We start from the raw sequence: 24,661 nt of genomic DNA, 5'->3' as shown, positions 1-24,661 counted from the left end.
ATAACGGAGGGAAAGCCCTATTTGTTCGCCCTCTGTCTCCCTCCCTAGATGGACGACCGAACGATCGACGACGACTTCGACCTGTTGGAGACGACGGTCGGCGAGATACACGACGCCTTCGAGGCGTCGACGCTGACCGCGGCGGAACTCGCCGAGGCGTACCTCGACCGGATCGCAGCGCACGCGGACGACCTCAACGCGGTCCTGACGGTGAACGAGGGCGCGCTCGCGCGTGCCAGGGAGTTGGACGAGCGGTTCGAGGCGGACGGCCCCGTCGGCCCGCTCCACGGGATCCCGACGGCGATCAAGGACAACCACGACACGGCCGACATGCCGACGACGGCGGGGTCGAAGCTCTTCGCGGAGTTCGTCCCCGACGAGGACGCGTTCGTCGTCGAGCGGCTCCGGGAGGCGGGCGCGGTGATCCTCGCGAAGACGAACCTCCAGGAGCTCTCGTTCGGGGTCGACTCCGTGAGCTCGCTCGGCGGCGAGACGCGGAACCCCTACGCGCTCGACCGGCGGCCGTCGGGCTCCAGCGGCGGGACCGCCGCCGCGGTCGCGAGCAACCTCGCGGCGGTCGGGACGGGGACGGACACCTGCTCGTCGGTGCGATCCCCGCCGGCGTTCACGAGCCTCGTCGGCGTCCGGCCCACGCGGGGGCTCGTGAGCCGCACGGGGATCGTCCCGCTCTCGGCGACGCAGGACACAGCGGGCCCGATCACCCGGACCGTCGCCGACGCGGCGCGGACGCTCGAGGCGATGGTCGGGTACGACCCCGCGGACCCCGTCACGGCGCTCGGCGTCGGCGAGGTGCCGGAGGAGGGGTACGCGGCGCACCTCGACGCCGACGGGCTCGAGGGCGCGCGGATCGGCGTCGCGCGCGACCTCTTCGAGGTGTCCGACCCGGAGAACCCGGCGGCGGACACCGCCGAGGCGGTCGAGGCCGTCATCGAGGACGCGATGGAGGACCTGACGGCCGCGGGCGCGACCCTCGTCGACCCGGTCGAGGTCGTCGACGCGGAGACGTTGGACTCCGCGCGGGTCGTCGGCGAGGAGTTCGAACGCGACTTCGACGCGTACCTCGCCGCCCACGAGGACACGCCGGTCGACTCGCTGCGGGAGCTGGCCGAGAGCGGGACGATGGCCCCGAGCGTCGAGGAGCGCGTCCTCGACGGCGGGATCCTCGGCGTGGCCGAGGGAGTGGACGACGACCCCGAGTACCAGCGGGCGCTCGCGCGGCGCGAGACGATCCGGACCGAGACGGTGAACCGGCTGGTCGCCGACGATCTCGACGCGCTGTTGTACCCGCCGTCGATGGCGCTGCCGGTCGAGATCCCGGAGCACCAGCCGTTCTCGGAGATGCGCTGTGAGCTTTCGGCACACACCGGACTCCCCTCGATCGTGTTGCCCGCCGGGTTCGCCGCCGGCGAGAACGGCGGGGACCTTCCGGTCGGGTTCGAACTCCTCGGCCGACCGTTCGACGAACCGCGGCTCCTCGAGCTCGGGTACGCCTACGAGCGGGCGGCCGAACCCCGCCGGCCGCCGGAGCGGTTCGCGTAGGCGGCGGGAACGGCGACCGGGTCTCGGCGACCCGCTCGGCGGCGGCCCGATCGTCGGCGGATCGCGCGGGGGATCGCTTCACTTTCAGTTTCACTCCGCGGTTGGCTCGGTTATACGGGCGTTCCGGTCGAACCCGCAGGTATGAGCGTGTCATCGGAGGACCGGCCGCGGTACGCGTCGCCGACGCGCGTGGACGTCACGGAGTGTCGAACCGACCGCATCGCCGACCGGGTCCGGTCGAACCGGGTCGCCGGCGGCGAGGTTCACCTGGAGCGTCGGGGCGGCCGGACGTACCTCGTGGCGACGCCGACCGAAGGGGCCCAGTCGCGGTAGGGCGAGGAATCGAATCGAGAGAGGAGCCCGTCCCGAGAGTCGGGACCCGTCAGTCGTCCGCGGTGATCGGATCGCGGGCGTCGCCGCCGGACAGCAGCAGGCTCTCCAACCCGACGCCGAGCGCCTCGTTCGTTCGCTCCACCGACTCGGCCGCGGAGAGGTCGGTCGTCAGCGCGCGGATCGCGTCGACGTTCTCGGGGACCACGTCCGCCTCCTGGTGGACGTTCTCGAAGAGGTACAGGTCGCGGCCGGAGACGTTTATCGACTCCTCCCAGACGCAGTTCTCCCAGAGGTCGCCACGGGGCCGACCGCGGTCCATCGCGTACTCCTTCAGTTTGCCGGCCCCGTCGATGCCGGCCGCCTCGGGGATGGTGAAGATCCGGGACTCGTCGGCGAGCAGGTCGCGGACCGCCTCGGTGGTCGGGGGCTCACGGAGCGTGACGTTGACGCTGTGAGTGTGCATCGTCGTCACCGGAGCCTTCAGCGCGGCCGTGTCGACGTCGACGCCCGACAGAACGGTGTTGACGTCCGGGCCGTGGTGAGAGGGGACGGTCGTCGGATCGGGCACCACGTCGTTTATCGGGCCGCGGCCGGTCTCGCTCGGGTCACCGCCGCGGCGGACCAGCGTGACGCGGGCCTTCTCGATCCCGTAGGCCGCCTCCAGCGGCGCGAGCAGGCGGGCGAGCCCCGTGGTGTTACACGAGACCACGCGCAGGGTGTCGGCCCCGCGGCTGGCCTCGAAGTTCGTCCGAGCGTTGAAGGAGGCGTCGGCCACGTCGGCGCCCTCGCCTCCCTGGAAGATCGCGGGCGTGTCGTGGGCCGCGTACACCGACCGGTTCTGCGCGCCGATCCCGGAGGGCGCGCAGTCGACGACGACGTCGACGGACTCGAGCAGATCGGGGAGGGTCCCGGCGATCCCGACGCCCGCGGTCTCGAACTCGCCGGCGCGCTCGGCGATCGCCGCGTAGAGGTCGTAACCGCGCCGAATGGCTGCCTCGGCCTCGTAGTTCGGCTTCGTCTTCGTGACGCCGACGAGTTCCATGTCGGGCTGGGCCGCGACCGCGTCCGCGACGCGTTTCCCGATCGTCCCGTAGCCGTTGACGCCCACGCGTATCATATCTTTACGTCCACTGTGGCACCCTATAATCTTTTCGAGGAAATCAATAAGAAATTAACTACTTCATGAGTAATGACTCCGTTAATTCGCGCCGGAGGAACGTACAACCTTGTTCCGTAATCCAGTAATAATAGAGTTGTTCCGTCAATGGATCGCGTGCGTGGTCGGTCACCGTCCCGGATCGGTCGGATCGGGATGGTAAGGACTAACGCCCGTGGCGATCCACGGGGCGACATGAGCGATCACCTCGCGGAGGCGGCCCGAACCGCCGTCGACCAGTGTCTGGACGTGAAGGCGGACGAGTCGGTGGTCGTCGTCACCGACGACGAGCGCGAGCCGATCGGGGAGGCGCTGTACGCGGCCGCGACCGCGGCGACCGACGACGCGACGCTGCTCCGGTACCCCCCGAGCGAGCAGCACGGGACCGAGCCGCCCGCGCCGGTCGCGGCCGCGATGGCGGAAAGCGACGTCTTCTGTGCGCCGACGACGAAGAGCCTGAGCCACACCCGCGCCCGCGGGGCCGCCTGCGAGGCCGGCTCTCGCGGCGCGACGCTTCCGGGGATCACGGAGGACGTGTTCGTCACCGGGCTCGACGCCGACTACGCCGCCATCGACGCGGCCTGCGACCGGGTGCTCGACGCGGTCGGCGACGCCGAGGAGGTCCGCGTCACCTCGCCGGCGGGGACGGACGTCACCTTCGGGATCGGCGACCGCGAGTGGCTCGCGGACACGGGGATGGTCCACGAGCCCGGCGACTTCTCGAACCTGCCGGCCGGCGAGGTGTTCGTCGCGCCGGAGACCGCGACCGGGACCTACGTCGTCGACGGGACGATGATGCCGCACGGCCTGCTCGACGACGGCGAGGAGCTCGTCTTCGAGGTCGAGGACGGGCTGGTCACCTCGATCGAGGACGACGCGATCCGCGCCGACGTGGAGGCCGCCGCCGAGGCGGTCGGCGACGCCGCCTACAACCTCGCCGAGCTCGGGATCGGCACCAACGTCGGCGTCGAGGAGCTCGTCGGCTCCGTTCTCCTCGACGAGAAGGCGGCGGGAACGGTCCACGTCGCCATCGGCGATAACGCCGGGATCGGCGGGGAGACCGACGCGCCGCTCCACCTCGACGGGATCATCAGGAATCCGACCGTTTACGCCGACGGCGAGGCGGTCGCGCTGCCGAGCGCCTGAACGAGCGTCGTCGAGTTCACTCCACGACCGCCAGCGCGATCCCCGCGACTCCGGAAACGCCGAGCGCCTGGTGTCGCCAGCCGTCGCCAGCGTCGACGCACAGCGTCCCGGCGTCGGTGACCGCGACCGACACGCCGGGGCCGTATCCGAGCGCGGCCGGCCGCTCCTCGACCGGGAGGTCCGCGACGCGCCAGGCGTCGGCGGCCCAGCCGGCGTCGTCCGCGTCCCGGTTTTCACCGTCGCGAACCAGGAGATCGCCGTCGACGGCGGCGAGCGCGTGGCCGTCGCCGTCGGCGGCGACGGCGGTCGCGTCCCCGTCGCTCGCGGACATCCAACCGTTCCCGAGCCAGTAGAGTCCGTCCGCGGTCGCCGCCAGGGGGACTCCCGCGCCCGCGACGTCGCGGGCGTCCGCGAGCCCGACGGACTCGAGCGCGGAACCGTCGTCCCCGCGGATCGCCGCCCCGCCGACCCGATGGACCCCGTCGTCCGCGGCGACGAGCGGCCCGTCGACCGCGCGCGCGCCGTTCACCGTTCCGATCCGGGTCACGTCGGTCGCGGAGGGCCCGTACCCGCCTCCGTCACCGTCGACCCGGTGGATCCCGCCCGCGGCGTCGGCCGCGAGGAAGGCCCCGTCGTGGACGCCGACCGCGACCGCGGAGTCGATCCCGACGGGCGAGAGTGCCGGATCGTCGCCCGCGACCCCGCCGTCCACGGACTTGCCGCCGCGGCCGTCGCCGATCGGACCGACGAGGAGGTCCTCGTCGGTCGCGACCGCCAGGATATCGGAGGCGTTCGACCGTGCGAGGACGGCGACGTCGCGGGCGGGATCACGGGTCGCCAGCTCGAACTCGCCGACCTTGTCGCCGGAGATCGCGACCCGGACGACGCCGGCCCCGGTCGCGACGTAGGCGTCCGTGCGACCGGCGGAGCCCGCGTACACGCGCTTCTCCTCGATCGAGATGTCGTCCTCGGCGGGTGCCATCGCGAGGGGGTTCTCGGCGGGAGACTATAAGCCGCGCGGCGGCGCGACCGGCCAGTCCCCCGCCGTCGGTGTCGTCCGGTCGCGACCGGTTCCGACGGTCATTTGCCGGACCGGGACGTACCGTCGCGAGTGCAATCGGTCGTCGCCGAACTCGCCGGGTTGGTCGCCGAGGTGCTGCCGCGGCTCGCGCGGATCACGTTCTTCATCGCCGCCGGGGTGTTCGCCGCGAACGTCGCGGTCGCGTTCGGGCTGATCCGGTACGTGGCCGGACTCTCGGGATACCTCACCCGACCCGCGAACCTCCCGGACGAGGTGGGCACCGCTATCCTCACGACCGCGGCGTCGACGACCGCGGGGTACGCCACGCTCGCGGAGTATCGCGAGTCGGGGCTGCTCGACGACCGCGCGACGCTCGTCGCCGTGGTGATAAACACGTTCTTCGGGTTCGTCCAGCACGTGTTCACCTACTACGTCCCGGTCCTGATCCCGATCCTCGGGGCGACGACCGGCGTCCTGTACGTCTCCGCGCGCGCCGGCATCGCGCTCGCGATCACGGTCACGGGCGTGCTCCTTGGGGGGATCCTCGTGTCCGAGCGCAACGTGGACCGCTCGGCGCTCGCCGACGTCGACGCCGCCGGCCCCGAGGGCGACGACCGGACCCGCTCCGAGCGCGTCCGCGAGGCCGCCGCGAAGTCGTGGTCGACGCTCCGGCGGATCGTCCCCCGGCTGGCGGTCGTGTACACGCTCGTTATCGCGTTCGTGGCCAACTACGACGTGGAGTCGCTGACGGCGGTCGCGGAGCCGGTCACGGGGGCGCTCGGACTGCCGAGCGCGGCCGTTCCCGTGATCGCGGTGTACACCCTCGATACGACCGCCGGCGCGGTCGCCATCCAGCCGCTTCTCGACGGGACGTTCACGCCGCGGACCGCGGTCGCGACCCTGCTCATCGGCGGAATCCTCTCCTTTGCCGTCTCGACGTTCCGGCGCTCGATCCCGTTTCAGTACGGGATCTGGGGGGCGTCGTTCGGCACGAAGGTGATCGCCGTCAACACCGCGTTGAAGCTCGTCTTCATCTCGCTGACGGTCGCGCTGCTTCTCGTCCCCGCATGGTGAGGGAAGTCGTCAGGATCCCTGCTCGGCCGCGGCCGCCGCCGCGCCGTCTCGGATCCCGTCGCGGTAGCGGGCCACGATGACGACCGTCGCGACCGCGGCGAGCACGGCGAAGACGCCGACGAGCGCGAACGTCCCGCGGTAGCCGCTCGACTCGATGAGCGCGCCGAAGAGCGGCGGCGCGACCGTGTTCCCGATCATGATCCCGATCGTCACGACCGCGAAGTTCCGCCCGATGTCGCTCCGCGCCGACAGCAGGTCGGCGAGCTTGTCGCGGGCGGGGAGCCCGATGCTCCCGAGGCTGCCGGCGAGGACGCCGATCCCGACCGCGACGAGCGGCGGGGCGAACTCCGAGGCCAGCGCGAAGACGGCGACGCCGACGAGCAGGTACGCGGCCGCGAGGATCGGGCCCGGCCGGAACCGGTCGGCCAACACCCCGCCGGCGAGTATCAGCGCCGCGCCCGCGACGAACATCGCCGTGAGCGAGAGGCTCGCGATCCCGGAAGCGACCCCGTAGCCGTTCTCCAAGAACACCGCGAGATACGAGGAGACGCCCCAGAACGCCGTCGACGCGAGTAGCGCGACCACGCCGAGCCCGAGGATCGGCCGCGACGCGCCGAGCGCGCGGATCTCCTCTCGGATCCGGGCGAGCCGGGAGGTCGCCTCCGTGCGCGCGTCCCCGACGTCGGGGTTCGGCCGCGTCACCTCGTCGCTCACGTGTCTGGCGAGCACGTAGCAGGCGATCGCGCCGTAGACGGCCCCGACGACCGCGATGAGGCCGAAGGCGTGCCGCCACGTCGCGCCGGGCAGCGACGTGACGCCGAGGATGACCACGGGCGGGGCGGCGAACCCGAGGTTCCCGGCGAAGCCGTGGGCGCTGTAGGCCTTCCCGCGGAGGTCGGCGCTGCTGGCGTCCGAAAGCAGCGGGAAGTGCGACGGGTGGTGTCCGGCGATGCCCGCGCCGAGCACCGCCTGCCCGACGAGGAGGGCCTCGAAGGTCGGCGCGACCGCGAGGATCCCCGCGCCGAGCGCGCCGAGCCCGAGACAGAGCGCGAGGGTGATCACGCGGTCGTAGTTGTCCGAGAGGTAGCCGTACGGCAGCTGGAGGGCGGTGTTGACGAACGCCTGGACGCCCATCGCGACGCCCAACGCCGCGAGCCCCACGTCGAAGTCGGCGGCCAGCGTCGCCAGGATCGGCGGGAACAACACGAGATACAGGTGGTTCACGACGTGTGAGCCACTCACGAGCCCGACCACGACGGCGGTCTCACGGGGCACGGAACCGAGCCCGAGACGTTCGAACATCTACCGGTCCATCGCGAGATCCGGGCAAAACGGTACGTCAATCGGCCGGCGTTGCCGAGGAGTGGTCCGTCGGCTACGGACCCCTCACTCGAGGTCGAAGCGGTCGAGCGTCATGACCTCGCTCCACGCGTCGGCGAAGTCCCGAACGAACTTCTCCTCGCCGTCTTCGGCACCGTAGACCTCTGCGACGGCGCGGAGGCGGGCGTTCGACCCGAATATCAGGTCGAGGCGCGTCGCCGTCCAATCGACCTCGCCGGTCTCGGGGTCGCGGAGCTCGAAGACCTCCTCGTCCTCGTCGACCGGCTCCCAGTCCCGATCGAAGTCGAGCAGGTTGACGAAGAAGTCGTTCGTCAGCGTCTCCGGCTCCTCGGTGAACACGCCGCGGTCGGAGCCGTCGTAGTTCGCGTCGAGGACCCGCATGCCGCCGACGAGCACCGTCATCTCGGGGACGGACAGCTTCAACAGCTCGGCCCTGTCGACCATCTCGTGTTCCGGCTCGTGGGGCAGGTCCTCGCCGAGGTAGTTGCGGAAGGCGTCGACCTCCGGCTCGAGCACCTCGAAGGACTCCACGTCCGTCTCCTCCTGCGTGGCGTCGACGCGCCCCGGCTCGAACGGGACGTCGACGTCGTGGCCGGCGGCCGCGGCGGCCTCCTCGACCGCGAGGTTTCCGCCGAGGACGATCAGGTCGGCGAGCGACACCCGCGTGTCGTCGTCGCGCGACCCGTTGAACTCCGCCTGGATCCCCTCGTAAGTCTCCAGCACGGACTCCAGCTCCTCGGGGTCGTTGACCTCCCAGCTTCGCTGGGGCTCGAGGCGGATCCGCGCGCCGTTCGCGCCGCCGCGCTTGTCGCTGTGGCGGAACGTGGACGCGGACGCCCACGCGGTCTTGACCCGCTCGGAGATCGACAGATCGGCGTCGGCGATCAGCTCCTCGAGGTCGGCGATCGCCGCCGCGTCGACGACGTCGTAGTCGGCGTCGGGAAGGGGATCCTGCCAGAGCATCGTCTCCTCGGGGACCTCGGGGCCGAGGAACCGCTCCGGCGGGCCCATGTCGCGGTGGATGAGTTTGTACCACGCCCGCGCGAACGCGTCCTGGAACTCGTCGGGGTCGTCACGGAACTCCTCGAGGACGGCTCGGAAGTCGTCGTCGTGTTTCAGCGCGACGTCCGTCGTCAGCATCATCACGTCCTCCTTGTCCGCGGGGTCCTGGACGCCGGGGGCGGCGTCGTCGAGCTCGTCGTTCTTCGTGGTCCACTGCCACGCGCCGCCAGGACCCTTCTCCGGCTCCCACTCGTAGCTGAGCAGGTTGTTGACGTAGCTTAGGTCCCACGAGGTCGGCGTGGCGTTCCACGGCCCCTCGATCCCGCTCGTGATCGTGTCGGGGCCCTTCCCCTCGCCGAACTCGTTGTCCCAACCGAGCCCCTGCAGATCGATGGGGGCGTCCTCGGGCTCCGGCCCGAGGTTGTCGCCGGAGTCGGCGCCGTGAACCTTGCCGAAGGTGTGGCCGCCGGCGATGAGCGCGACCGTCTCCTTGTCGTTCATCGCCATGTGGCTGAACGTGTCGCGGATGTTCGCCGCGGACCCCTCGAGATCCGGCTCACCGTTCGGGCCCTCGGGGTTCACGTAGATGAGGCCCATGACCGTGTTTCCGAGCTCGTCGTCGAGGCGTCCGTCCTCCTCGAAGCGCTCCGCCGAGGTCGACTCCCACTCGTCCTCGGGACCCCAGTCGACGGCGTCGTCGGGCTTGAAGTCGTCCTCGCGGCCGCCGGCGAAGCCGACCGTCTCGAAGCCCATCGACTCGAGGGCGACGTTCCCGGTGAGGACGATCAGGTCGGCCCACGAGAGCTTGCGACCGTACTTCCGTTTGACCGGCCAGAGCAGTCGCCGCGCCTTGTCGAGGTTGACGTTGTCCGGCCAGCTGTTGAGCGGCGGGAGACGCTGTCGGCCGCCGGCCGCGCCGCCGCGGCCGTCGTGCGTTCGGTACGTCCCGGCGCTGTGCCACGCCATCCGGATGAAGAGCGGGCCGTAAGTGCCGTAGTCGGCCGGCCACCACTCCTGTGACGTCGTCATTACCTCCTCGATGTCCGCCTTCACCGCGTCGAGATCGAGCTCCTCGAACGCGTCGGCGTAGTCGAACTCCTCGTCGAGCGGTCCGGGGTTGCCGGCGTGTTCGTCGAGGACGTCCAGGTCAAGCTGGTTCGGCCACCAATCGGAGTTGTCTCTTGGCATTATGGGTGAGATCGTGATTGCGTCGTCCGTGTTCGTCACCGAACGCGTCCGTACGGGGACTCCGCCCGGTGGGGACGGGACTGCCGAAGTTCGCCGCCAGTGCGAGAACGCCCGGCCTGGCGATCCATGAGGTACCCGTCCCGGAAGCGGAGTGGTCACGCGTTCGGCGTCGTCCGTGTTTTTCTTACCTCGAATAAAAATCTGGCCACTCTTCGCAGTACCGTGCATAACACGGAACTCTTATTCTGAATTCGTAAACGATAATTTAAGACGCGGGAATTCGGCGAGTCGGTCCGTGGCTCCGGTTCGTCCGGAGTCGGGAGCGGGATCGGTCTCGACGCCAGCACACACTAAAGGTCCCGCCGCGAGACGGACCTCCATGGACACCAAGCGGTTCCTGTTCGTCTCCGCCGACGCCGCGTTGATCACCGACCTGGCCTGGCAGGTACATCGCGAGGGCCACGACGTGAAGTACTACATCGAGGCCGAAAGCGATCGGGAGGTCGGCGACGGCTTCGTCCCGAAGACGGACGACTGGCGCGCGGAGGTCGAGTGGGCGGATGTCATCATTTTCGACGACATCTGGATCGGTTCCGACATCGGCACGGGTGAACTCGCCGAGGAACTCCGTGAGAACGGGAAAGCTGTCGTCGGCGGGACGCCGAACACCGATCATCTCGAAGAGGACCGAGGGTACGCGATGGAGATCCTCGAAGAACACGGCGTGAACACCGTCGAACACCATATCTTCGACAGTTTCGACGCGGGGATACAACACGTCCAGGAGAATCCTGCCCCGTATGTGATCAAACCACTCGGCGAAGTCCAGAACGTCAAGCGCTTACTGTACGTCGGGAACGAGGACGACGGGAGTGACGTCGTAGACGTGTTGAAGGCGTACAAGAAGGCGTGGGGTCACCGGATGAAGGGCTTCCAGCTACAGCGCAAAGTAGAGGGTGTCGAAGTCGCTATCTGCGGGTTCTTCAACGGGAACGAGTTCATTGACCAGGTCAATTTCAATTTTGAGCATAAGAAATTGTTCCCAGGGAACATCGGTCCCTCGACCGGCGAGATGGGGACCTCGATGTTCTGGGCCGGCCAGAACAAACTGTTCAAGGAGACCTTCGGGAAACTCGAAGGGTGGCTCGCCGACGAGGGCTACGTCGGGAGCATCGACATCAACTGTATCGTAAACGAGACCGGGATCTACCCGCTGGAGTTCACGCCGCGGTTCGGCTACCCGACGATCGCGTTACAGGAGGAGTCCATCGAGTCCGCGACCGGCGAGTTCTTCTACGACCTCGCGCACGGTAACGACCCCGACCCGGAGGTACACAGGGGGTATCAGATCGGCGTGCGGGTCGTCCTCCCGCCGTTCCCGTTCGACGACGAGAAGACCTACGACGAGAACTCCCGGAACGCCGCCGTCGTCTTCGAGACCGAGAGCCGCGAGGGCGTCCACCTCGAGGACGCGAAGCAGGTCGACGGCCAGTGGCGGGTCGCGGGCGACAACGGCATGCCCGTCGTCGTGACCGGCAAGGGCGACACGATGCAGGCGGCGCGCGAGCAGGCGTACGACCGCATCGACGACCTCGTGATGCCGAACATGTACTACCGCGACGACATCGGCGAGCGCTGGATCGACGGCGACGGCGACCGACTCCAGGCGTGGGGATACCTCGGCCCGTAGGTACGTTCTCCGTCGGAAGAACGGACGTCTCAGCCGTCGGCCCGCTCCGCGAGACGCTCGACGCGACGTCGGTCCAGTTCAACGACCGCCGACGGCGACACTCCTACCCGCGGTTGGACGACCGGGGGTACCGCCACGAGACCGTCGAAGACGGCGGGAGGGTCGTGACCGTGATCTGGCCGAGCCGTCCCCGCCTCAGATCACGCGATTCACGAGGGGTTCGCCGGCGATCGCCCGTCGGCGGTTCTCGCGGACGACGTCGGCGATCCGCCGATAGTAGTCGCGGGTCGCCGCCGCGGCGTGCGGCGTGACGATGACGTCCTCGCGGTCCCAGAACGGGGAGTCCTCGGGCAGCGGCTCCGTCTCGAAGACGTCGAGGGCCGCGCCCGCGAGCCGGTCGGTCTCGAGTTCCTCGAGCAGCGCCGCCTCGTCGACGACGCCGCCGCGCGAGACGTTCAACAGGTAGCCCGAGTCGGGCATCGCCGCCAGCACGTCGGCCCCGATCAGGCCCCGCGTCTCCTCGGTCAGGGGAGTCGCGACCGCGACGAACCGCGCGCCCGCGACGGCGGTCTCGATCGCTCCCGGCGTGTACACCTCGCGGACGTGAACGACGGGGGTCGGCGTTCGCCGCACGCCGACGACGTCCATCCCGCAGGCGTCGGCGCGGGCGGCGATCCCTCGCCCGAGCGTCCCGAGCCCGACGACGCAGAGCGACTCCCCGTCGAGGGTGAACGGTTCGTCCCACTCCGGGGGGCTCCACTCGCGCTCCCGTCCGCGATCCCGGTGGTGGTGGAGCCGGCGGGCGAACGAGAGCATGTAGCCGAGGACGGTCTCCCCCACGGCGTCGCCGTGGATCCCGGTGCTGTTGGTGAGCCGGATCCCTCGCGATTCGAGCTCGTCGAACGGGAACCGGTCGACGCCGGCCTGGATCGAGTGGATCCACGAGAGGCCCGCGGAGAGGAACGCGTCCTCGTACGCGAAGGTCACCAGCGCGTCGCACGCCTCGAGTTCGGCCGCGGAGCCGACGACGCGAACCTCGGAGCGATCGGCCGAGTCGGCGGCGTCAGCGCCGGCTGAATCCGCGTCCTCGTCCGGGTCGAGGGCGTCGCACAGGACGGTCGGCGGAAAGATCAGGTCGACCGACTCGTGGACGCCGAGAGTGAACGCCATGCGACCGGCTACCGACAGCGGGGACAAATAGGTTGCTCCGGCGTCGGCGGATCGCTCGATACAGTCGAAGGAGTGAGCGATCCATGCGGTGGCGCGCCGGTGAGCGCCCGGAGGGCGCGAACCCGACCGCGAGGGACGCCACGAGCGCTTGAAAAGCGCGAGTGGCGAGGCTGGGGAGGCGTGAGGTGCGGTGCGGCGCGGTTGGGGTGGGATTCAAAGGGGCAGTCGCGAGGGCGACGGCGGCCGACGTAAGCACCACAGCGAGTGAGCGTAGCGAATGAGCGAGGAGCGCAACGAGGCCTCCGAGCCGTCGCGACTGGGGCTTTGGCGGTGGTCACCGCGCCAGCAACGATCCCGTTCTATTCATCCCGATCAGCCTCAATATATCCACCCTATAAGCACCGCTCGACGTACCGGATCGCGCCCTCGTCGGACGGTGAACGGATCCGGACCGCCCGAAACGATCCGATCGAACCTCCTCATGCCGATAAGTTCTCTACGACGGGAGTGATACGGCGTGGCATGGACGACGTCGATCACGCCGCGGAGCGCCGACGGCTCGTCGAGCACCTTCGGCGGCGAACCGACGCGAGCGAGCGGACGCTGTCGGCGATCGCCGCCGTCCCCAGACACGAGTTCGTCCCCGACGGGGATCGAGCGCACGCGTACGCGGACCGGCCGCTGCCGATCGGCCACGGACAGACGATAAGCGCGCCGCACATGGTGGCGGTCATGGTCGACCTCCTCGAGGTCTCCTCGGGAGACCGGGTGTTCGAGGTCGGCACGGGCTGTGGCTATCACGCCGCGGTCGTCGCCGAGATCGTCGGCCCCGGAAACGTCTACAGCGTGGAGTACGTCCCGGAACTCGCCGACGCCGCCCGCGACCGGCTGGACCGGCTGGGATACGACGTTACCGTTCGAGCCGGAGACGGACGGACCGCGTTCGCGGAGCGTGCCCCCTTCGACGCCGCCTATCTCACCTGTGCGGCACCGGGAGCCGTTCCCGACGAGATCGTCGAGCGGACGCGGGTCGGGGGGCGCGTCGTCGCCCCCGTGGAGTCGAACGACGACGCGGGCGGCCTCCTCGGCGGCGTCGGAACCGGTCGATCCGCCGCGAGCCAGCGGCTCGTCCGGCTGACCGTCCGCGACGACGGCGTCGACCGCGAGGACCACGGCGCGGTACGGTTCGTGCCGATGCGGTGAGTCGCGAACCCCGGCCGTCACGTCACCCCGCGCGGAGCGTGCGGTTTTAGACCACGGACCGCCGAGAACGGGCATGGACGAAGCGGCGCTCCGGACGGACATGATCGAGGGGCTCGAACACCAGCTCGGCGAGCCCCTCGGCGCGTCGGTGCTGTCGGCGCTCCAGACGGTCCCCCGCGAGGCGTTCGTGGACGACGCCCCGTACGCGAACGACGCGAGCGAGGAGGCCGGAACGCGAGCGCTCGCGCCGGCGACCGTCGCGCGGATGCTCACGGCGATGGACGCCGACGAGGGGGACGACGTGCTCGTCGTCGGGGCCGGGATCGGCTACACGAGCGCCGCGCTCGCGGAGATCGTCGGCGCGCGCCACGTCCACGCCGTCGACATCGACCGACGCGCCGTCCACCTCGCCCGCTCGAACCTCGCGGACGCCGGATACGGCGCCGTCCTCGTCGACCGTCGCGACGGCGCGGGAGGGCTCCCGGAGTACGCCCCGTACGACAGGATCCTCGTCGAGGCGGCCGTCGTGACCCCGCCGCGGTCGCTCCGCGATCAGGTCGACGCCGACGGACGGATCGTGTACCCGCGCGGGGCGGGCGACCAGACGCTCGCCGCGATCGAGCCGACCGATCGCGTTGACGGTTCCGGACCGAGCGACGACCCCGCGCCCGACGGCTTCCGAACCGTCGAGGAGGCGGGTCCCGCACGGCTCCGTCCGATGCTCGTCGACGGCGAGCAGGCCGGGATCGAACGGAACCGGACGCGACGCGAGGACGCCGAGTTCGCCGAACAGGGGTACTTCGCGAGAAGCGGCTGGGAACAGGAGTGGATCGACTGGGACGAGCGGATGTGAACTGCGAGGCGGATGAGCGAAACGCCGCACGCCACGCATCTTGGTGTCGACTCACTCCGCGACCACGAGCACCTCGGTGTTGGCGCGTTCGTCGACGAAATCGCTTCCGGCGGGCGGTTTGACGTCGATGGAGAGCGTTCCATCGAGCTGGTTCGCACCCAGTTCCGGAGATACGTCGACGCTGGCTATCCCGTCCGAGCCGGACTTCGCGGTGGCGAGCCCGTCAAGTCGTGCGGAGCCGCCGCGGACGATCACCGTCGCGTCCGAGACGCGGTTTCCGTCCGGGTCGACGACCGCGACGTCGAGCGTCTGTGACCCCGGCGTCGTCACCTCCGGCTGCGGCTGCGCGTCGATCTCCGTCGACGAAAGCCCGTCGATGTCACCTATCATCCCCATCATCACGCTGAGGCTCGCGACGCCGACGACGAGGGCGATCACTAGCCTGACCGGCAACCCCTCGATCGCGCGGCGGTCGTCGAGAAACGATCCGACACCGGCCTTCGAGTCCGACGTGTCCGACTTCGAGTCGAGCATACGACCGGTGGCCGCGGATTAGTATATAAGCAGTCGGTCGGGATCGAGAAGAGCGGCTCCGCTGAAAACAGCCGCTATGTTTCGAGTGCTAATTGGACGGGTGTTTCAGTAGTGATCGGGGTGATGAGAACGGGATCGTTGCTGGCGCGGTGACGACGTCCAAAGCCCCAGCCGGCTCCAGTCGAGGGCCTCGCTGCGCTCCTCGCTCACTTCGTTCGCTGCGGTGCTTGCGTCGGCCGTCTTCCCGGAGCCGGCTGTCCCTTTGAGTCCGCCCGCAACCGCCCCGCAACCGCACCTCACGCCTCCCCAACCTCGCCACTCGCGCTTTTCAAGCGCTCGTGGCGTCCCTCGCGGGCTCCTCGCGTCCCGATGGGACGCGAGGAGGCGCGCCGACCGTTCGGGCGATCGCTCGTTGCTTAGGCTGTACTGAGGATCTCGACAGAGCCGAGTGAGCGGTCCGCCGCTCACGTCTCGTGCGACGGCTTTTATTCGATACCGCACGATCCCGCGTATGAACGTTCTCGGGCGGGACGACGGCGGAGGCGGAGCGGATGACGGGAGGAACTCATCGCCGGCGAGCGTCCGCCTCGGCTCCTTTCTGGCTCGGGACGGGAGCGACGGGGCGGCCGTCGGGATGGACGCCGACTCCCCGCACGCGGCGGTGGTCCTCGGGAAGCGCGGCACCGGGAAGTCGTACACGCTCGGCGTCATCGCGGAGGGGCTCGCGGACGCGGTCGGGGTGGCTCCGGTCGTCGTCGATCCAATGGGCGTCTTCGGCGGACTGACCGATATCGGCGGGCGGGTCGTCGATCCCGCGGTCCGCCCGGCCGATATCCCGGCCTCGGTCTGGCCCGACCTCGTCGGGCTCGACCCCGCGGACGGCCCCGGAAGCCTGCTGTGGCGGGTCGTCGCCGACGCGACGGAGCGGAGCGGGCCGACGAGCGACGTCTCCCCGTCGATCGAGTCGCTCCGGTGGGCCGTCTCGGAGGCCGACGCTCCCGACCGGACGCGTCGGGCCGTCCGGAATCACCTCCGGCTGGCGGAATCCTGGGGCGTCTTCGACGCGGCGGCCCCGCCGGTCACCGCCTTCGCCGCGGGCGGCGACCCGACGGTACTCGATCTGTCCGGAACCCCCGAGGTCGCCGCCGGGGCGGTCGTCCGCGCGGTCGCCCGCGGCCTGTACGACGCACGAGTGAACGGGACCGTCGACCGACTCCCCTGGCTGCTCGTCGACGAAGCACACGCCTTCTTCGACGGCGTGGCCGACCCGGCGCTGCGGACGCTTCTGACGCGGGGACGCGCCCCAGGGGTGTCGCTCGTCTGTGCGACCCAGCGTCCGAGCGCGCTGCCGGACGTCGCCGTCTCGCAGTCCGACCTCCTCGTGGCACACCGGCTCACGGCCGGCCCGGACGTGGACGCGCTGGCGACGGCGGAGGCGACGTACCTCGCCGGCGACCTCGTCGCTCGGCTGCCGACGGGCACCGGCGAGGCGCTCGTCGTCGACGACGCGAGCGAGACGGCCCACTCGGTCCGCGTGCGAGAGCGACGAACGCCACACGGCGGCGGCGATCCCCGTGCCCGCGACACGGAGGCGGCTCGGAGCGAACGGGCGGCACGAATCGAGGAGGCAGCACGGGACGAGGAGCCAACGCGGACCGATAGATCGTCGGGGGGCGAACGGGTCGTCGGGACGGCCGGCCGCGGTCCGTGAGCATCGGAACGCACAACTCGGTCCGCCCGCAGGGACGGTCATGGAACGGACGGCCTCGGGGGTCGGACTCGTCGCACTCGGCGGATTCGTCGGCGCACTGGCTCGATACGGCGTCGACGTCGCCGCCGGCGACGTGACCGGGGCCGGAACGCTCCTCGTGAACGTCGTCGGGTCGTTCGCGCTCGGATTCCTCGTCACGCGAGCGGTCGGTCCGCGGACGCGGCTCTTCGTCGGCACTGGCGTGATCTCCTCGTTCACCACGTACAGCACGTTCGCGACCGACACGGTCGCGCTCGGCACGGTCGGCGGAACGGCCTACGTCGCCGTGAGCTACGGACTTGGGTTCGCGGCCGCGCTGGCGGGGCTCGCCGTCGGGAGGCGACCGTGACGGCGGCGAACCCGCTTCTCGGAGCGGTCGCGGTCGGCCTCGGCGGCGCGGCGGGCGCGACGTGTCGCCACCTGATCGGCCTCACCGTCTCCGGTCGTCGCTCGCTCGCCGCGGTCAACGTCCTCGGGAGCCTCGTGCTCGGGGCCGTGCTCGCCGCTCCGGTCGACTCCGCCGTCGCGCTGGGGGTCGGCGTCGGCTTCTGTGGCGCGTTCACGACGTTCTCGTCGTTCGCGGTCGAAACGGTCACGACGGCGGAGAGCGGCGAGGCCGACGTCGCCGTCGGGTTCGCCCTCGGAGTCCTCCTCGCGGCGATCGGGGCGGCGCTCCTCGGGTCCGCGGCCGTCGCCGTGGCCACGTGACCGCGGAGAGAGCGACAGTTACAGGACGGACGAGGCCGTACGACGCGACGTGAACGACGACGCCGACGCACCGACGGAATCTCCGAGCGCGGACGGCGGATCCGGCGTCACCGACGCGAGCGAGACGGACGCTCCGAGCGAGACGGACGCTCCGAGCGAGACGGACGCTCCGAGCGACGTCGCGGACGTGGACTTCGCGGACCTCTCGCTGCCACAGCGGGTGTTCGTCGCGGCCGTCCAGAACCCGACCCGCGGCGTCGTGGTCGCGGTGCTTCTCGCGTTCGGGTTCTCGTTTTACATCGCGCTCTGGATGGCGTTCCCCCGCGTCGCCGTGCTGTTCTCGGTGGTCGCCGTCGTCGTCGTCCTCGTCCTACTCGGGCTCTACTACCTGTCGACCCGCGTCCTCGACTGATATCGGCCGGTACCCGACCGGAGGGGCGGACCTCACGGGTGCGGCTCGTAGAACTCCCGGAGCCCCCTCCCGAAGCGGTCGGCGAGCGTCGCCACGGCGTCCCCGACGAGCACGTCCCGGTCCGCAAACGCCGGCTCGATCTGGGCACCGAGGGCGATGTCGGCGGCGGCGTCGCTCTCGAGGTATCCGCGGACCGTGGTGAACTCCCGCTCGCGCTCGACGACGTACCGGTTTCCGTCGATGAAGGGGCCGTACGTGTCGGGATCGACGTCGTCCGCGTACGACTCGTAGAACCGATCGGCGTGTTTCCGCACGGCGACCGGCGGCCCCTCGTGGCGCTCGACCGCCGGCCGTGTCGCCGTCTCGACCTCGACGTACAGGGCCGCTCGACCCCCGCCGTCGCCGCTTCGGTCGCGACCGCTTCCGTCGCCGCCCACACCACGTCCGCCGCCGTCCCCGACCATCGCCCGAGCGCGGAGCGCGTCGAAACCCCGTTCGTTCAGCCCGCGAACGACGCCGTCGAGCGATCGGCGGAGCTGGGGCCACAGCTGGTCATCGACGACGTCCGGGGCGTCGAAGACGACGGCGACCGGGGTCGTCTCGCGTCTGTCGAGGTGATCGCGGACCGCCCCCGCGTCGAGCGGTTCGGGAGTTCGCGGCTCGAACAGCTCCTCGCGGGGGGTCGCGAGCAAATCCCTCGCGTAGTGTTGAAACCGCGCCAGGTTCGCCGCCGATAACACCGCCGCGACGTTTCGCGTCGGGTCCGTCGGATCGACGACGACGAGCGGGTCCTCGAACGTCCGTTCCGCGTGTCCCTCGGGATCGAACTCCACCGGCGGGTGCCAGCTCCGGGCGGACTCGACGAGCGGGACGAACCCGCCGAGTTCGGCGACGAGTAGCTCGGTGAGGTATCCCGAAAAGCCCTCGGTCCGGAGGTCGCTGCCGTACGCGCCGATCCCCTTGAGGAACGCCTTCGCGAGGACCACGTCGCCGGCGAGGTCGTCGTCGAGCCGCTCCGAGAGGTACGCGTCGTGGAACGGCGTGCGGTCCACGGCGGAGATCAGATCGCCCGCCTCCGCGACGTCGTGACAGGGGACCAAATCGACGTCGAACCCCCCGAAGACGCCCTTCACGTAGGGGTGCTCGGCGTACTCCTCGTGGCCGTCCGGCAGGACCGCGTGGCCGACCGCGAGCCCGTACTCCTCGAGCTCCTCGCGGTCGAGGTCCGCGGGAAACCGAACGAAGAGGTCGATGTCGCGGTCGCCGGAGACCCACGTCCCGCGTGCCGTCGAGCCCACCTGGACCACGTCGGCCTCCACAGGGAGGTCCGCGATCGCCGCCCGAGTTCGATCCGTCAGCTCGGCGGCCGTCGTCCGCAGCCGCTCGCGTTCCTCCACGTCCGGAAGGGCGTGCTCGCGGACGCGCGACAGCACCGCGTCGAGGTCGGCCATACGCGGGCTTCTCGCGGTCCGGCCGAAAGCGTGTCGGTCGTGGGGAGGGGTGACCGGGGGTTCCCGGACCGGGTCGGGCGGAAACGAAAGCCCTATCAGATCCAGTCGAGTACGATGAATCGAGCCGAAGTAGCTCAGTTGGTAGAGCGCCTCGCTGTTACGACGATCGGCGGTTTCCCCCGACCGTCGCAGTCACGAGGCGGTCCCAGGTTCGAGTCCTGGCTTCGGCGTCCTTCCTACGCTTCCGGTACCGATCACGCGTTTTGTACGATGACGACACAACGTGTCACATGTCGCGTTTCGAGCAGTACGATCGGCTCGGAGAACCACAGAAGCGTGGACAGGCCACGGAAGCGATCGTCACGGCGGAGCTGATCGCCCGCGACGTTTCCGTACTCACGCCGGCGTACGACAACGAGCCGTACGACCTCGTCATGAGGATCGACGATGAGTTCTATCGGCTCCAGATCAAAACGGCGTACGACGGCAAAAACGATGGCGCGGTGGAGTTTCGGACCCGAAGCGTCCGGACGAAAAGCGGAGGATACGAACGAGAGGGCTACGACGGGAAGATCGATTACTTCGCCGTCCTGAACGTCCGAACAGAGGAAGTGTATCTCGTTTCGATCGAAGACGCCGGAGCGGCAGCGACCACGATCCGGTACGAACCCGCCGCGAACAACAACCGAGCGAACGTTAACGGGCACGCGGAGTACCGACTCGATGCGGTTCTCGACCGGATCCGATCGGAGTAATGCGGTAATCTAAAGAACGTCCCTCGTATACCGGATATCGACGCGGGCCTTTAGCTTAGTCTGGCTCAAAGCCCTCCGCTCATAACGGAGTGATCGCCGGTTCAAATCCGGCAAGGCCCATTCTCACGGCGAACATCCTCGCGAGCCGCTGCCCCGATCGCGACGCTACTCCAACAGGTCCACCAGCCCGTTCACGTCGTCGAGGACGGCGTCGGCTCCGGCCTCCGTGAACGCCCGCGTCCCCGCCTCGCCGGTCAGCCCCCCCGTCAGGACGCCGACCGCGTAGTAGACGCGCGAGTCGTCCTCGCGGTCCGCGTTCCGGGCGGTTCGCACGTCGTCGAGGGTGTCGCCCGCGAACGCGATCCGCCCGGCGTCGAACCGCTCGGCGAGTTCGACGAGCGCCCGCGGGTGCGGCTTCCCCTCCTCCCAGTCGTCCATCGTGAACCGGTGGGTTTCGGAAACCTCGAGCCCGACGCGGTCGAGTGCGATCTCAGCCTCCGCGGCGGGCCGCCCCGTCAACACGCCCACGTCGAAGCGGTCGGTCAGGTCCGCGATCGTCGCCGGACCGACGAGCGTCGGCTCGTCGTGGATGTATCCCGTCGTCGACACCGGCGGGTCGCCGCCCTCGAGCTCGCGGTACAAGTCCTCGCCGAGGTACAACGCCTGGAACACGTCGTGGAGGCGGTCCGTGTCCCACTGGTCGCGAACCCGCGCTTGCGCGACGTTGGGGAGGTCGGCGACGACGCGTTTGGCCGCCGCGAGGCCGCCGCCGGCCTCGTCGGCCGCGATCCGGTCCGTGAACGCCTCGACGTCCATCCGGAGCCCCTCGCGGCGGGCCAACACGAAGAGGGCGGCCGCGTACGTCAGCTCCCAGTCATTGTTGAAGCCCCCGGCGTTCTTGAACGCCTGGATCGCCTCGCGGCCGATCGTCTTGCCGCAGACGCGGTCGACCGACTCGATGATCGCCCGGCGGTAGGAGTCCGCGACGTCGACCAACACCCCATCGATATCGAGCACGACGGCGTCGACCTGCATACCCGTAGGCCGGCAGGGGGAAAAATGAACGTTCGGGTTCCCGCGGTTCGGTCCGCTGAGTGAGGTGGATCCGGTTCGCGGGAAGCGGCTTCGACCCACGGAGCCGACTCACGAGGCGGTCCCGGAGGTCTTCTCAGGCGGTCTCGGAGATCTCACGGGGAGCGATCCGTGACCGATCGCGCGACGTACAGCGTCGTTCCGGGTCTCGACCGGCGCTCCACGGGGACGACCGGCTCCTCGAACCCGAGCGTGGTGAACAGACAGGCGGCGTCGAGGCGGGTCGCCAACTCGAGGGCGGGGCGTTGAAGCTCCGCCGGGAGGCGGCGGGCGTACACCGCGTCGATCCCGGTTCCGTCCTCGCTCCCGACCCCGAGCGCCGACGACGGGTCGGCCGTGTCCGCGAGCGCGACCACGTCGCCGTGGCGGACGCGGAGCGAGCCGTCGGGGGCGGATCGCTCGTCGGCCGACCCGTCGGCTCCGTCCGCCCGGTCGTCCCACTCGTCTGCCCCGTCGTCGCCGTCGACCGCGACGTCGATCGCGATCACGTCGCGGCCGCGGTCGGCGAGGTCGCTCGCGACGCCGAGGCGGTCGCCACAGCCGACCTCGAGGAGTCCGTCGAACCGGTCGAGTTCGGTCACGAGCGCACGACGTGAGGGAGATGCCACGGCGGGGGGTTTATGACCGCGGCGGTCAAAAGCCGTTCCATGCTCGTGGACATCGTGCCCGTCGGGGAGGTTTCCCCGCGAGTGAAACGGGAGGCCTCCGCCGTGCTGCGGTCGGTGTACGACTGTGACGTGACGGTCCACGACGACCAGGCGGTTCCGGACACCGCCTACGACGACGGACGGGGACAGTACCGCGCGGAGGACCTCATCGAGGTCGTCAGCCGCGTCGGCGGCGGCGAGAAGAACATCGGGATCACCCCGCGAGACCTCTACTACCGCCGGCGGAACTACGTGTTCGGGCTGGCGTACCTCAACGGCAGCGGCTCCGTCATCTCGACGCACCGACTCCGGACGTCCTCCGACGGCGGCGTGTCGACGAAACCCGCGATCGACGTCTTCGCCGACCGCGTCCGCAAGGAGGTCGTTCACGAGGTCGGCCACACCCTCGGGTTGGAACACTGCGACAACAGCAAGTGCGTGATGTCCTTTTCACCCACGGTCCGCGAGGTCGACGTGAAAGAGGAGAACCTCTGTGGGACCTGCTCGCGGCTCGTTCGGTGAGTCGAGCGTCACCGGTGAGTCACCCCGCCCGTCGCGCCGGTAGAGGTAAACCCCGTCCGATCCATATTGGAGACATGGCCGCAAAGTCGGAGTACCGCGACCGGCCGGACGTCCAGGTCGCGTTGCTCGACGCGCTGGTCGACCGCGGCGACGAGGGGATGACGGTGTTAGAGCTCCGGGCGGCCGTCGACGCCGACATCGACGCGGTCGAGGACGCCCTCTCGACGCTGAAGGAGGACTCCCTCATCACCGTCGAGAGCGGTGAGCGCGTCCGCGTCTACCCCCACGATCGGGTCGTCCCGGACCCCGACCCCGACGAATCGAAGCCGCCCGGCGGGCTCCTCGAGAGTATCAGAGAGCGACTCGGGCTGTAGGGCGTCGAGGGCGATCCGACGGATCCGTCACCCGCGAACCGCGACCTTTTGCCCGTGCCGCGACTGGAGGGAGCCATGACGCTCGTCTCCGACGCCCACGACGGTCACGGCGCGCGCTATCGCGACCGCGGCGGCAGACAGGTCGTCGACCACTACGGCAAGCCCGCCCGCGTCGGGAAGGCCGTCCGGAACGTCGTGGGCGCGATCGAGATGGGATACGGCGTGCTCTCGGTCACGGGCGAGGACCGCGTGGAGTTCGTCGACAACGCCGTCAGCAACCGCGTCCCCGCCGAGGACGGTCGCGGCGTCTACGCGCTGCTCTGTGACCCGCAGGGCGGGATCGAGACGGACATGTACGTCTACAACGCCGACGAGCGGCTCCTCGTCTTCGTTCCCCCCGAGCGCGCCCAGCCCGTCCGCGAGGACTGGGCGGGGAAGGTGTTCATTCAGGACGTGGAGGTCGCGGACGTCTCCGCGGAGTTCGGCGTCTTCGGCGTCCACGGCCCCAAATCGACCGAGAAGATCGCCTCGGTGCTCGGCGGGCCGGGCGCGCCGGAGGAGCCGCTGACGTTCGTCCGGGGATCGATGGTCGACGCCGGCGTCACGGTGATCGCGAGCGACGCGCCGCTCGGCGAAGAGGGGTACGAGGTGGTGTGTGCGGCCGCGGACGCCCCCGACGTGTTCGACACGCTCGTCAACCGCGGGCTCAACGCAGCCCCGTTCGGCTACCGGACGTGGGACGCGCTCAGCCTCGAGGCGGGCACGCCCCTCTTCGAACACGAGCTCGAGGGGACGCTCCCGAACGTCCTCGGGATCCGCAACGCACTCGACTTCGAGAAGGGGTGTTACGTCGGCCAGGAGGTCGTCTCCCGCGTCGAGAACCAGGGGCGACCCAGCCGCCGGCTGCTCGGGCTCGCGCTCGACGGGCTCTCCGAGGACCTCGCCGGGATCGACGGCGACGCGGACCCCGACGGCGTCACGGACCGCCTCCCCGACCCCGGCGCGGCCGTCTTCGCGGGCGACGCGGCGGTCGGCGACGTGACCCGCGCGGCCGTCGGCCCCGCACTCGAGGAGCCGATCGCGTTCGCGCTCGTCGACTTCGACGCCGCTGCGGAGTCGGTCACCGTGCGCGTCGACGGCACCGAAACGAGCGCGACCCGGACCGCCCTCCCGTTCGTCGAAGGGAGCGCCCGATCCGGGCGGTTGCCGACCTATCCGAGCGACTGAGAGGAGATGGAACGCGGTGGCGCGCCGGTGAGCGCCCACTTGGGCGCTCACCGACCGCGAGGTCGCCGGCGGCTTCGCCGCCGGCTGCCAGAGAATCTTTGATTCTCGCTGGACGCTGCGAGCGCTCGAAGAGCGCGAGCAGCGAGGCTGGGGAGGCGTGAGGTGCGGGTGCGTTCCCGCGAGTGGAACGAGCGGGAGCATGGAAGTCGCAGCCCGCGCAGCGAACGAAGTGAGCGCAGGACCGTCTTCCGGTGGTGCGGTCGGGCGGGGCTCAAAGGGGCAGTCGCGAGGCGGGCGCAGGCGACACAAGGACCGCAGGGAGCGAGCACCGCGAGTGACCGAGGACCGCAGCGAGCGTGCGCCCGCCTCGCGGCTGGGGCTTTGGAGGTGTTCACCGCGATCATGACGCCGCTTTCGTACCGACGACCGAAGACATGGATACCGATCAGAGA

At 70.0% G+C, this 24,661-nt stretch carries 24 protein-coding genes and 2 tRNA genes; 17 read left to right on the top strand and 9 right to left on the bottom strand.

Annotation, left to right across the window (positions count from 1 at the left end):
• Positions 1-48 precede the first annotated feature (48 nt).
• Positions 49-1,560 (top strand): amidase, encoded by a 1,512-nt coding sequence (locus tag NO889_RS12745; protein ID WP_256412622.1) that lies wholly within the window; start codon positions 49-51, stop codon positions 1,558-1,560.
• A 141-nt stretch (positions 1,561-1,701) separates the two neighbouring features.
• A complete protein-coding gene (locus tag NO889_RS12740) occupies positions 1,702-1,893 on the top strand; it encodes a hypothetical protein (RefSeq protein WP_256412621.1) in 192 nt (63 codons plus the stop codon).
• Between the two features lie 49 nt (positions 1,894-1,942).
• On the opposite strand, the gene NO889_RS12735 is transcribed toward NO889_RS12740, so the two are convergent.
• Entirely contained in the window at positions 1,943-3,010 is a 1,068-nt protein-coding gene (locus NO889_RS12735) for a type II glyceraldehyde-3-phosphate dehydrogenase (protein ID WP_256412620.1), read from the bottom strand.
• 234 nt (positions 3,011-3,244) lie between these two features.
• Between NO889_RS12735 and NO889_RS12730 the strand changes: the two genes are divergently transcribed.
• The gene (locus NO889_RS12730; RefSeq protein ID WP_256412619.1) at positions 3,245-4,195 is read left to right on the top strand and encodes an aminopeptidase; all 951 of its coding nucleotides are present in this window, start codon (positions 3,245-3,247) and stop codon (positions 4,193-4,195) included.
• A gap of 16 nt (positions 4,196-4,211) precedes the next feature.
• Here the strand turns inward: NO889_RS12730 and NO889_RS12725 are convergent, their stop codons facing one another.
• Positions 4,212-5,177: an HVO_0234 family beta-propeller protein gene (locus NO889_RS12725; protein WP_256412618.1), complete on the bottom strand. Its 966-nt coding sequence runs from the start codon at positions 5,175-5,177 to the stop codon at positions 4,212-4,214.
• 129 nt (positions 5,178-5,306) lie between these two features.
• On the opposite strand from NO889_RS12725, the gene NO889_RS12720 reads away from it, so the two are divergent.
• Entirely contained in the window at positions 5,307-6,290 is a 984-nt protein-coding gene (locus tag NO889_RS12720) for a nucleoside recognition protein (RefSeq protein ID WP_256412617.1), read from the top strand.
• 9 nt (positions 6,291-6,299) lie between these two features.
• Here NO889_RS12720 and NO889_RS12715 read toward each other — a convergent pair whose 3' ends face one another.
• On the bottom strand, positions 6,300-7,592 hold the full coding sequence (locus tag NO889_RS12715; protein WP_256412616.1) for an MFS transporter: 1,293 nt from the start codon (positions 7,590-7,592) through the stop codon (positions 6,300-6,302).
• 84 nt (positions 7,593-7,676) lie between these two features.
• The gene (gene katG, locus NO889_RS12710; RefSeq protein ID WP_256412615.1) at positions 7,677-9,821 is read right to left on the bottom strand and encodes a catalase/peroxidase HPI; all 2,145 of its coding nucleotides are present in this window, start codon (positions 9,819-9,821) and stop codon (positions 7,677-7,679) included.
• Positions 9,822-10,200: 379 nt separating this feature from the next.
• On the opposite strand from katG, the gene NO889_RS12705 reads away from it, so the two are divergent.
• A complete protein-coding gene (locus NO889_RS12705; RefSeq protein ID WP_256412614.1) occupies positions 10,201-11,511 on the top strand; it encodes a phosphoribosylamine--glycine ligase in 1,311 nt (436 codons plus the stop codon).
• 195 nt (positions 11,512-11,706) lie between these two features.
• Here the strand turns inward: NO889_RS12705 and ddh are convergent, their stop codons facing one another.
• Positions 11,707-12,681 carry a D-2-hydroxyacid dehydrogenase gene (gene ddh / locus NO889_RS12700; RefSeq protein ID WP_256412613.1) on the bottom strand — a complete coding sequence of 325 codons (975 nt, stop codon included), beginning with the start codon at positions 12,679-12,681 and terminating at the stop codon, positions 11,707-11,709.
• Positions 12,682-13,203: 522 nt separating this feature from the next.
• Between ddh and pcm the strand changes: the two genes are divergently transcribed.
• Positions 13,204-13,884: a protein-L-isoaspartate O-methyltransferase gene (pcm, locus tag NO889_RS12695; protein ID WP_256412612.1), complete on the top strand. Its 681-nt coding sequence runs from the start codon at positions 13,204-13,206 to the stop codon at positions 13,882-13,884.
• Positions 13,885-13,957: 73 nt separating this feature from the next.
• On the top strand, positions 13,958-14,737 hold the full coding sequence (locus tag NO889_RS12690; protein WP_256412611.1) for a protein-L-isoaspartate O-methyltransferase family protein: 780 nt from the start codon (positions 13,958-13,960) through the stop codon (positions 14,735-14,737).
• A gap of 51 nt (positions 14,738-14,788) precedes the next feature.
• Here NO889_RS12690 and NO889_RS12685 read toward each other — a convergent pair whose 3' ends face one another.
• Positions 14,789-15,271, bottom strand: coding sequence for a DUF7382 domain-containing protein (locus NO889_RS12685; protein WP_256412610.1), 483 nt, complete (start codon positions 15,269-15,271; stop codon positions 14,789-14,791).
• Positions 15,272-15,782: 511 nt separating this feature from the next.
• Here NO889_RS12685 and NO889_RS12680 point away from each other — a divergent pair.
• The 4 genes from NO889_RS12680 to NO889_RS12665 are packed head-to-tail and all read left to right on the top strand — an operon-like array spanning position 15,783 to position 18,141.
• The gene (locus tag NO889_RS12680; RefSeq protein ID WP_256412609.1) at positions 15,783-16,982 is read left to right on the top strand and encodes an ATP-binding protein; all 1,200 of its coding nucleotides are present in this window, start codon (positions 15,783-15,785) and stop codon (positions 16,980-16,982) included.
• Between the two features lie 40 nt (positions 16,983-17,022).
• Entirely contained in the window at positions 17,023-17,370 is a 348-nt protein-coding gene (locus NO889_RS12675; protein WP_256412608.1) for a fluoride efflux transporter FluC, read from the top strand.
• Entirely contained in the window at positions 17,367-17,729 is a 363-nt protein-coding gene (locus NO889_RS12670) for a fluoride efflux transporter FluC (protein ID WP_256412607.1), read from the top strand. The genes NO889_RS12675 and NO889_RS12670 overlap by 4 nt, the downstream gene beginning before the upstream one ends.
• Positions 17,730-17,778: 49 nt before the next feature.
• Positions 17,779-18,141 carry a hypothetical protein gene (locus NO889_RS12665; protein ID WP_256412606.1) on the top strand — a complete coding sequence of 121 codons (363 nt, stop codon included), beginning with the start codon at positions 17,779-17,781 and terminating at the stop codon, positions 18,139-18,141.
• 32 nt (positions 18,142-18,173) lie between these two features.
• Here the strand turns inward: NO889_RS12665 and cca are convergent, their stop codons facing one another.
• Entirely contained in the window at positions 18,174-19,592 is a 1,419-nt protein-coding gene (gene cca, locus NO889_RS12660; RefSeq protein WP_256412605.1) for a CCA tRNA nucleotidyltransferase, read from the bottom strand.
• A 123-nt stretch (positions 19,593-19,715) separates the two neighbouring features.
• Between cca and NO889_RS12655 the strand changes: the two genes are divergently transcribed.
• The 3 genes from NO889_RS12655 to NO889_RS12645 all read left to right on the top strand — a co-directional run bounded on the left by NO889_RS12655 (position 19,716) and on the right by NO889_RS12645 (position 20,467).
• Positions 19,716-19,822 (top strand) — tRNA-Asn (locus NO889_RS12655).
• A gap of 60 nt (positions 19,823-19,882) precedes the next feature.
• The gene (locus NO889_RS12650) at positions 19,883-20,347 is read left to right on the top strand and encodes a group I intron-associated PD-(D/E)XK endonuclease (RefSeq protein WP_256412604.1); all 465 of its coding nucleotides are present in this window, start codon (positions 19,883-19,885) and stop codon (positions 20,345-20,347) included.
• Between the two features lie 44 nt (positions 20,348-20,391).
• Positions 20,392-20,467: transfer RNA gene (locus tag NO889_RS12645), tRNA-Ile, on the top strand.
• Between the two features lie 45 nt (positions 20,468-20,512).
• On the opposite strand, the gene NO889_RS12640 is transcribed toward NO889_RS12645, so the two are convergent.
• The gene (locus NO889_RS12640) at positions 20,513-21,382 is read right to left on the bottom strand and encodes a TIGR01548 family HAD-type hydrolase (RefSeq protein WP_256412603.1); all 870 of its coding nucleotides are present in this window, start codon (positions 21,380-21,382) and stop codon (positions 20,513-20,515) included.
• Positions 21,383-21,534: 152 nt separating this feature from the next.
• Positions 21,535-22,047 (bottom strand): UPF0146 family protein, encoded by a 513-nt coding sequence (locus NO889_RS12635; RefSeq protein WP_256412602.1) that lies wholly within the window; start codon positions 22,045-22,047, stop codon positions 21,535-21,537.
• A gap of 39 nt (positions 22,048-22,086) precedes the next feature.
• On the opposite strand from NO889_RS12635, the gene NO889_RS12630 reads away from it, so the two are divergent.
• From NO889_RS12630 to ygfZ, 3 genes are all read left to right on the top strand, one after another.
• On the top strand, positions 22,087-22,608 hold the full coding sequence (locus NO889_RS12630) for an archaemetzincin family Zn-dependent metalloprotease (protein ID WP_256412601.1): 522 nt from the start codon (positions 22,087-22,089) through the stop codon (positions 22,606-22,608).
• A gap of 74 nt (positions 22,609-22,682) precedes the next feature.
• Entirely contained in the window at positions 22,683-22,982 is a 300-nt protein-coding gene (locus NO889_RS12625) for a DUF6432 family protein (protein WP_256412600.1), read from the top strand.
• 75 nt (positions 22,983-23,057) lie between these two features.
• Positions 23,058-24,209, top strand: a complete 1,152-nt coding sequence (gene ygfZ, locus NO889_RS12620; protein ID WP_256412599.1) for a CAF17-like 4Fe-4S cluster assembly/insertion protein YgfZ — start codon at positions 23,058-23,060, stop codon at positions 24,207-24,209.
• Positions 24,210-24,661 lie beyond the last annotated feature (452 nt).

Origin of the sequence: Halorubrum rubrum (assembly GCF_024494685.1) — an archaeon.
Taxonomy (GTDB): domain Archaea; phylum Halobacteriota; class Halobacteria; order Halobacteriales; family Haloferacaceae; genus Halorubrum; species Halorubrum rubrum.
This window is presented reverse-complemented; position numbering and strand designations above follow the sequence as displayed.

Excerpts from the sequence above, each read along its gene's own strand:
- NO889_RS12745 (WP_256412622.1), top strand. The coding sequence starts at position 49 with ATGGACGACCGAACGATCGACGACGACTTCGACCTGTTGGAGACGACG.
- NO889_RS12740 (WP_256412621.1), top strand. The coding sequence starts at position 1,702 with ATGAGCGTGTCATCGGAGGACCGGCCGCGGTACGCGTCGCCGACGCGC.
- NO889_RS12735 (WP_256412620.1), bottom strand. The coding sequence starts at position 3,010 with ATGATACGCGTGGGCGTCAACGGCTACGGGACGATCGGGAAACGCGTC.
- NO889_RS12730 (WP_256412619.1), top strand. The coding sequence starts at position 3,245 with ATGAGCGATCACCTCGCGGAGGCGGCCCGAACCGCCGTCGACCAGTGT.
- NO889_RS12725 (WP_256412618.1), bottom strand. The coding sequence starts at position 5,177 with ATGGCACCCGCCGAGGACGACATCTCGATCGAGGAGAAGCGCGTGTAC.
- NO889_RS12715 (WP_256412616.1), bottom strand. The coding sequence starts at position 7,592 with ATGTTCGAACGTCTCGGGCTCGGTTCCGTGCCCCGTGAGACCGCCGTC.
- katG (WP_256412615.1), bottom strand. The coding sequence starts at position 9,821 with ATGCCAAGAGACAACTCCGATTGGTGGCCGAACCAGCTTGACCTGGAC.
- NO889_RS12705 (WP_256412614.1), top strand. The coding sequence starts at position 10,201 with ATGGACACCAAGCGGTTCCTGTTCGTCTCCGCCGACGCCGCGTTGATC.
- ddh (WP_256412613.1), bottom strand. The coding sequence starts at position 12,681 with ATGGCGTTCACTCTCGGCGTCCACGAGTCGGTCGACCTGATCTTTCCG.
- pcm (WP_256412612.1), top strand. The coding sequence starts at position 13,204 with ATGGACGACGTCGATCACGCCGCGGAGCGCCGACGGCTCGTCGAGCAC.
- NO889_RS12690 (WP_256412611.1), top strand. The coding sequence starts at position 13,958 with ATGGACGAAGCGGCGCTCCGGACGGACATGATCGAGGGGCTCGAACAC.
- NO889_RS12685 (WP_256412610.1), bottom strand. The coding sequence starts at position 15,271 with ATGCTCGACTCGAAGTCGGACACGTCGGACTCGAAGGCCGGTGTCGGA.
- NO889_RS12680 (WP_256412609.1), top strand. The coding sequence starts at position 15,783 with ATGAACGTTCTCGGGCGGGACGACGGCGGAGGCGGAGCGGATGACGGG.
- NO889_RS12675 (WP_256412608.1), top strand. The coding sequence starts at position 17,023 with ATGGAACGGACGGCCTCGGGGGTCGGACTCGTCGCACTCGGCGGATTC.
- cca (WP_256412605.1), bottom strand. The coding sequence starts at position 19,592 with ATGGCCGACCTCGACGCGGTGCTGTCGCGCGTCCGCGAGCACGCCCTT.
- NO889_RS12650 (WP_256412604.1), top strand. The coding sequence starts at position 19,883 with ATGTCGCGTTTCGAGCAGTACGATCGGCTCGGAGAACCACAGAAGCGT.
- NO889_RS12640 (WP_256412603.1), bottom strand. The coding sequence starts at position 21,382 with ATGCAGGTCGACGCCGTCGTGCTCGATATCGATGGGGTGTTGGTCGAC.
- NO889_RS12630 (WP_256412601.1), top strand. The coding sequence starts at position 22,087 with ATGCTCGTGGACATCGTGCCCGTCGGGGAGGTTTCCCCGCGAGTGAAA.
- NO889_RS12625 (WP_256412600.1), top strand. The coding sequence starts at position 22,683 with ATGGCCGCAAAGTCGGAGTACCGCGACCGGCCGGACGTCCAGGTCGCG.
- ygfZ (WP_256412599.1), top strand. The coding sequence starts at position 23,058 with ATGACGCTCGTCTCCGACGCCCACGACGGTCACGGCGCGCGCTATCGC.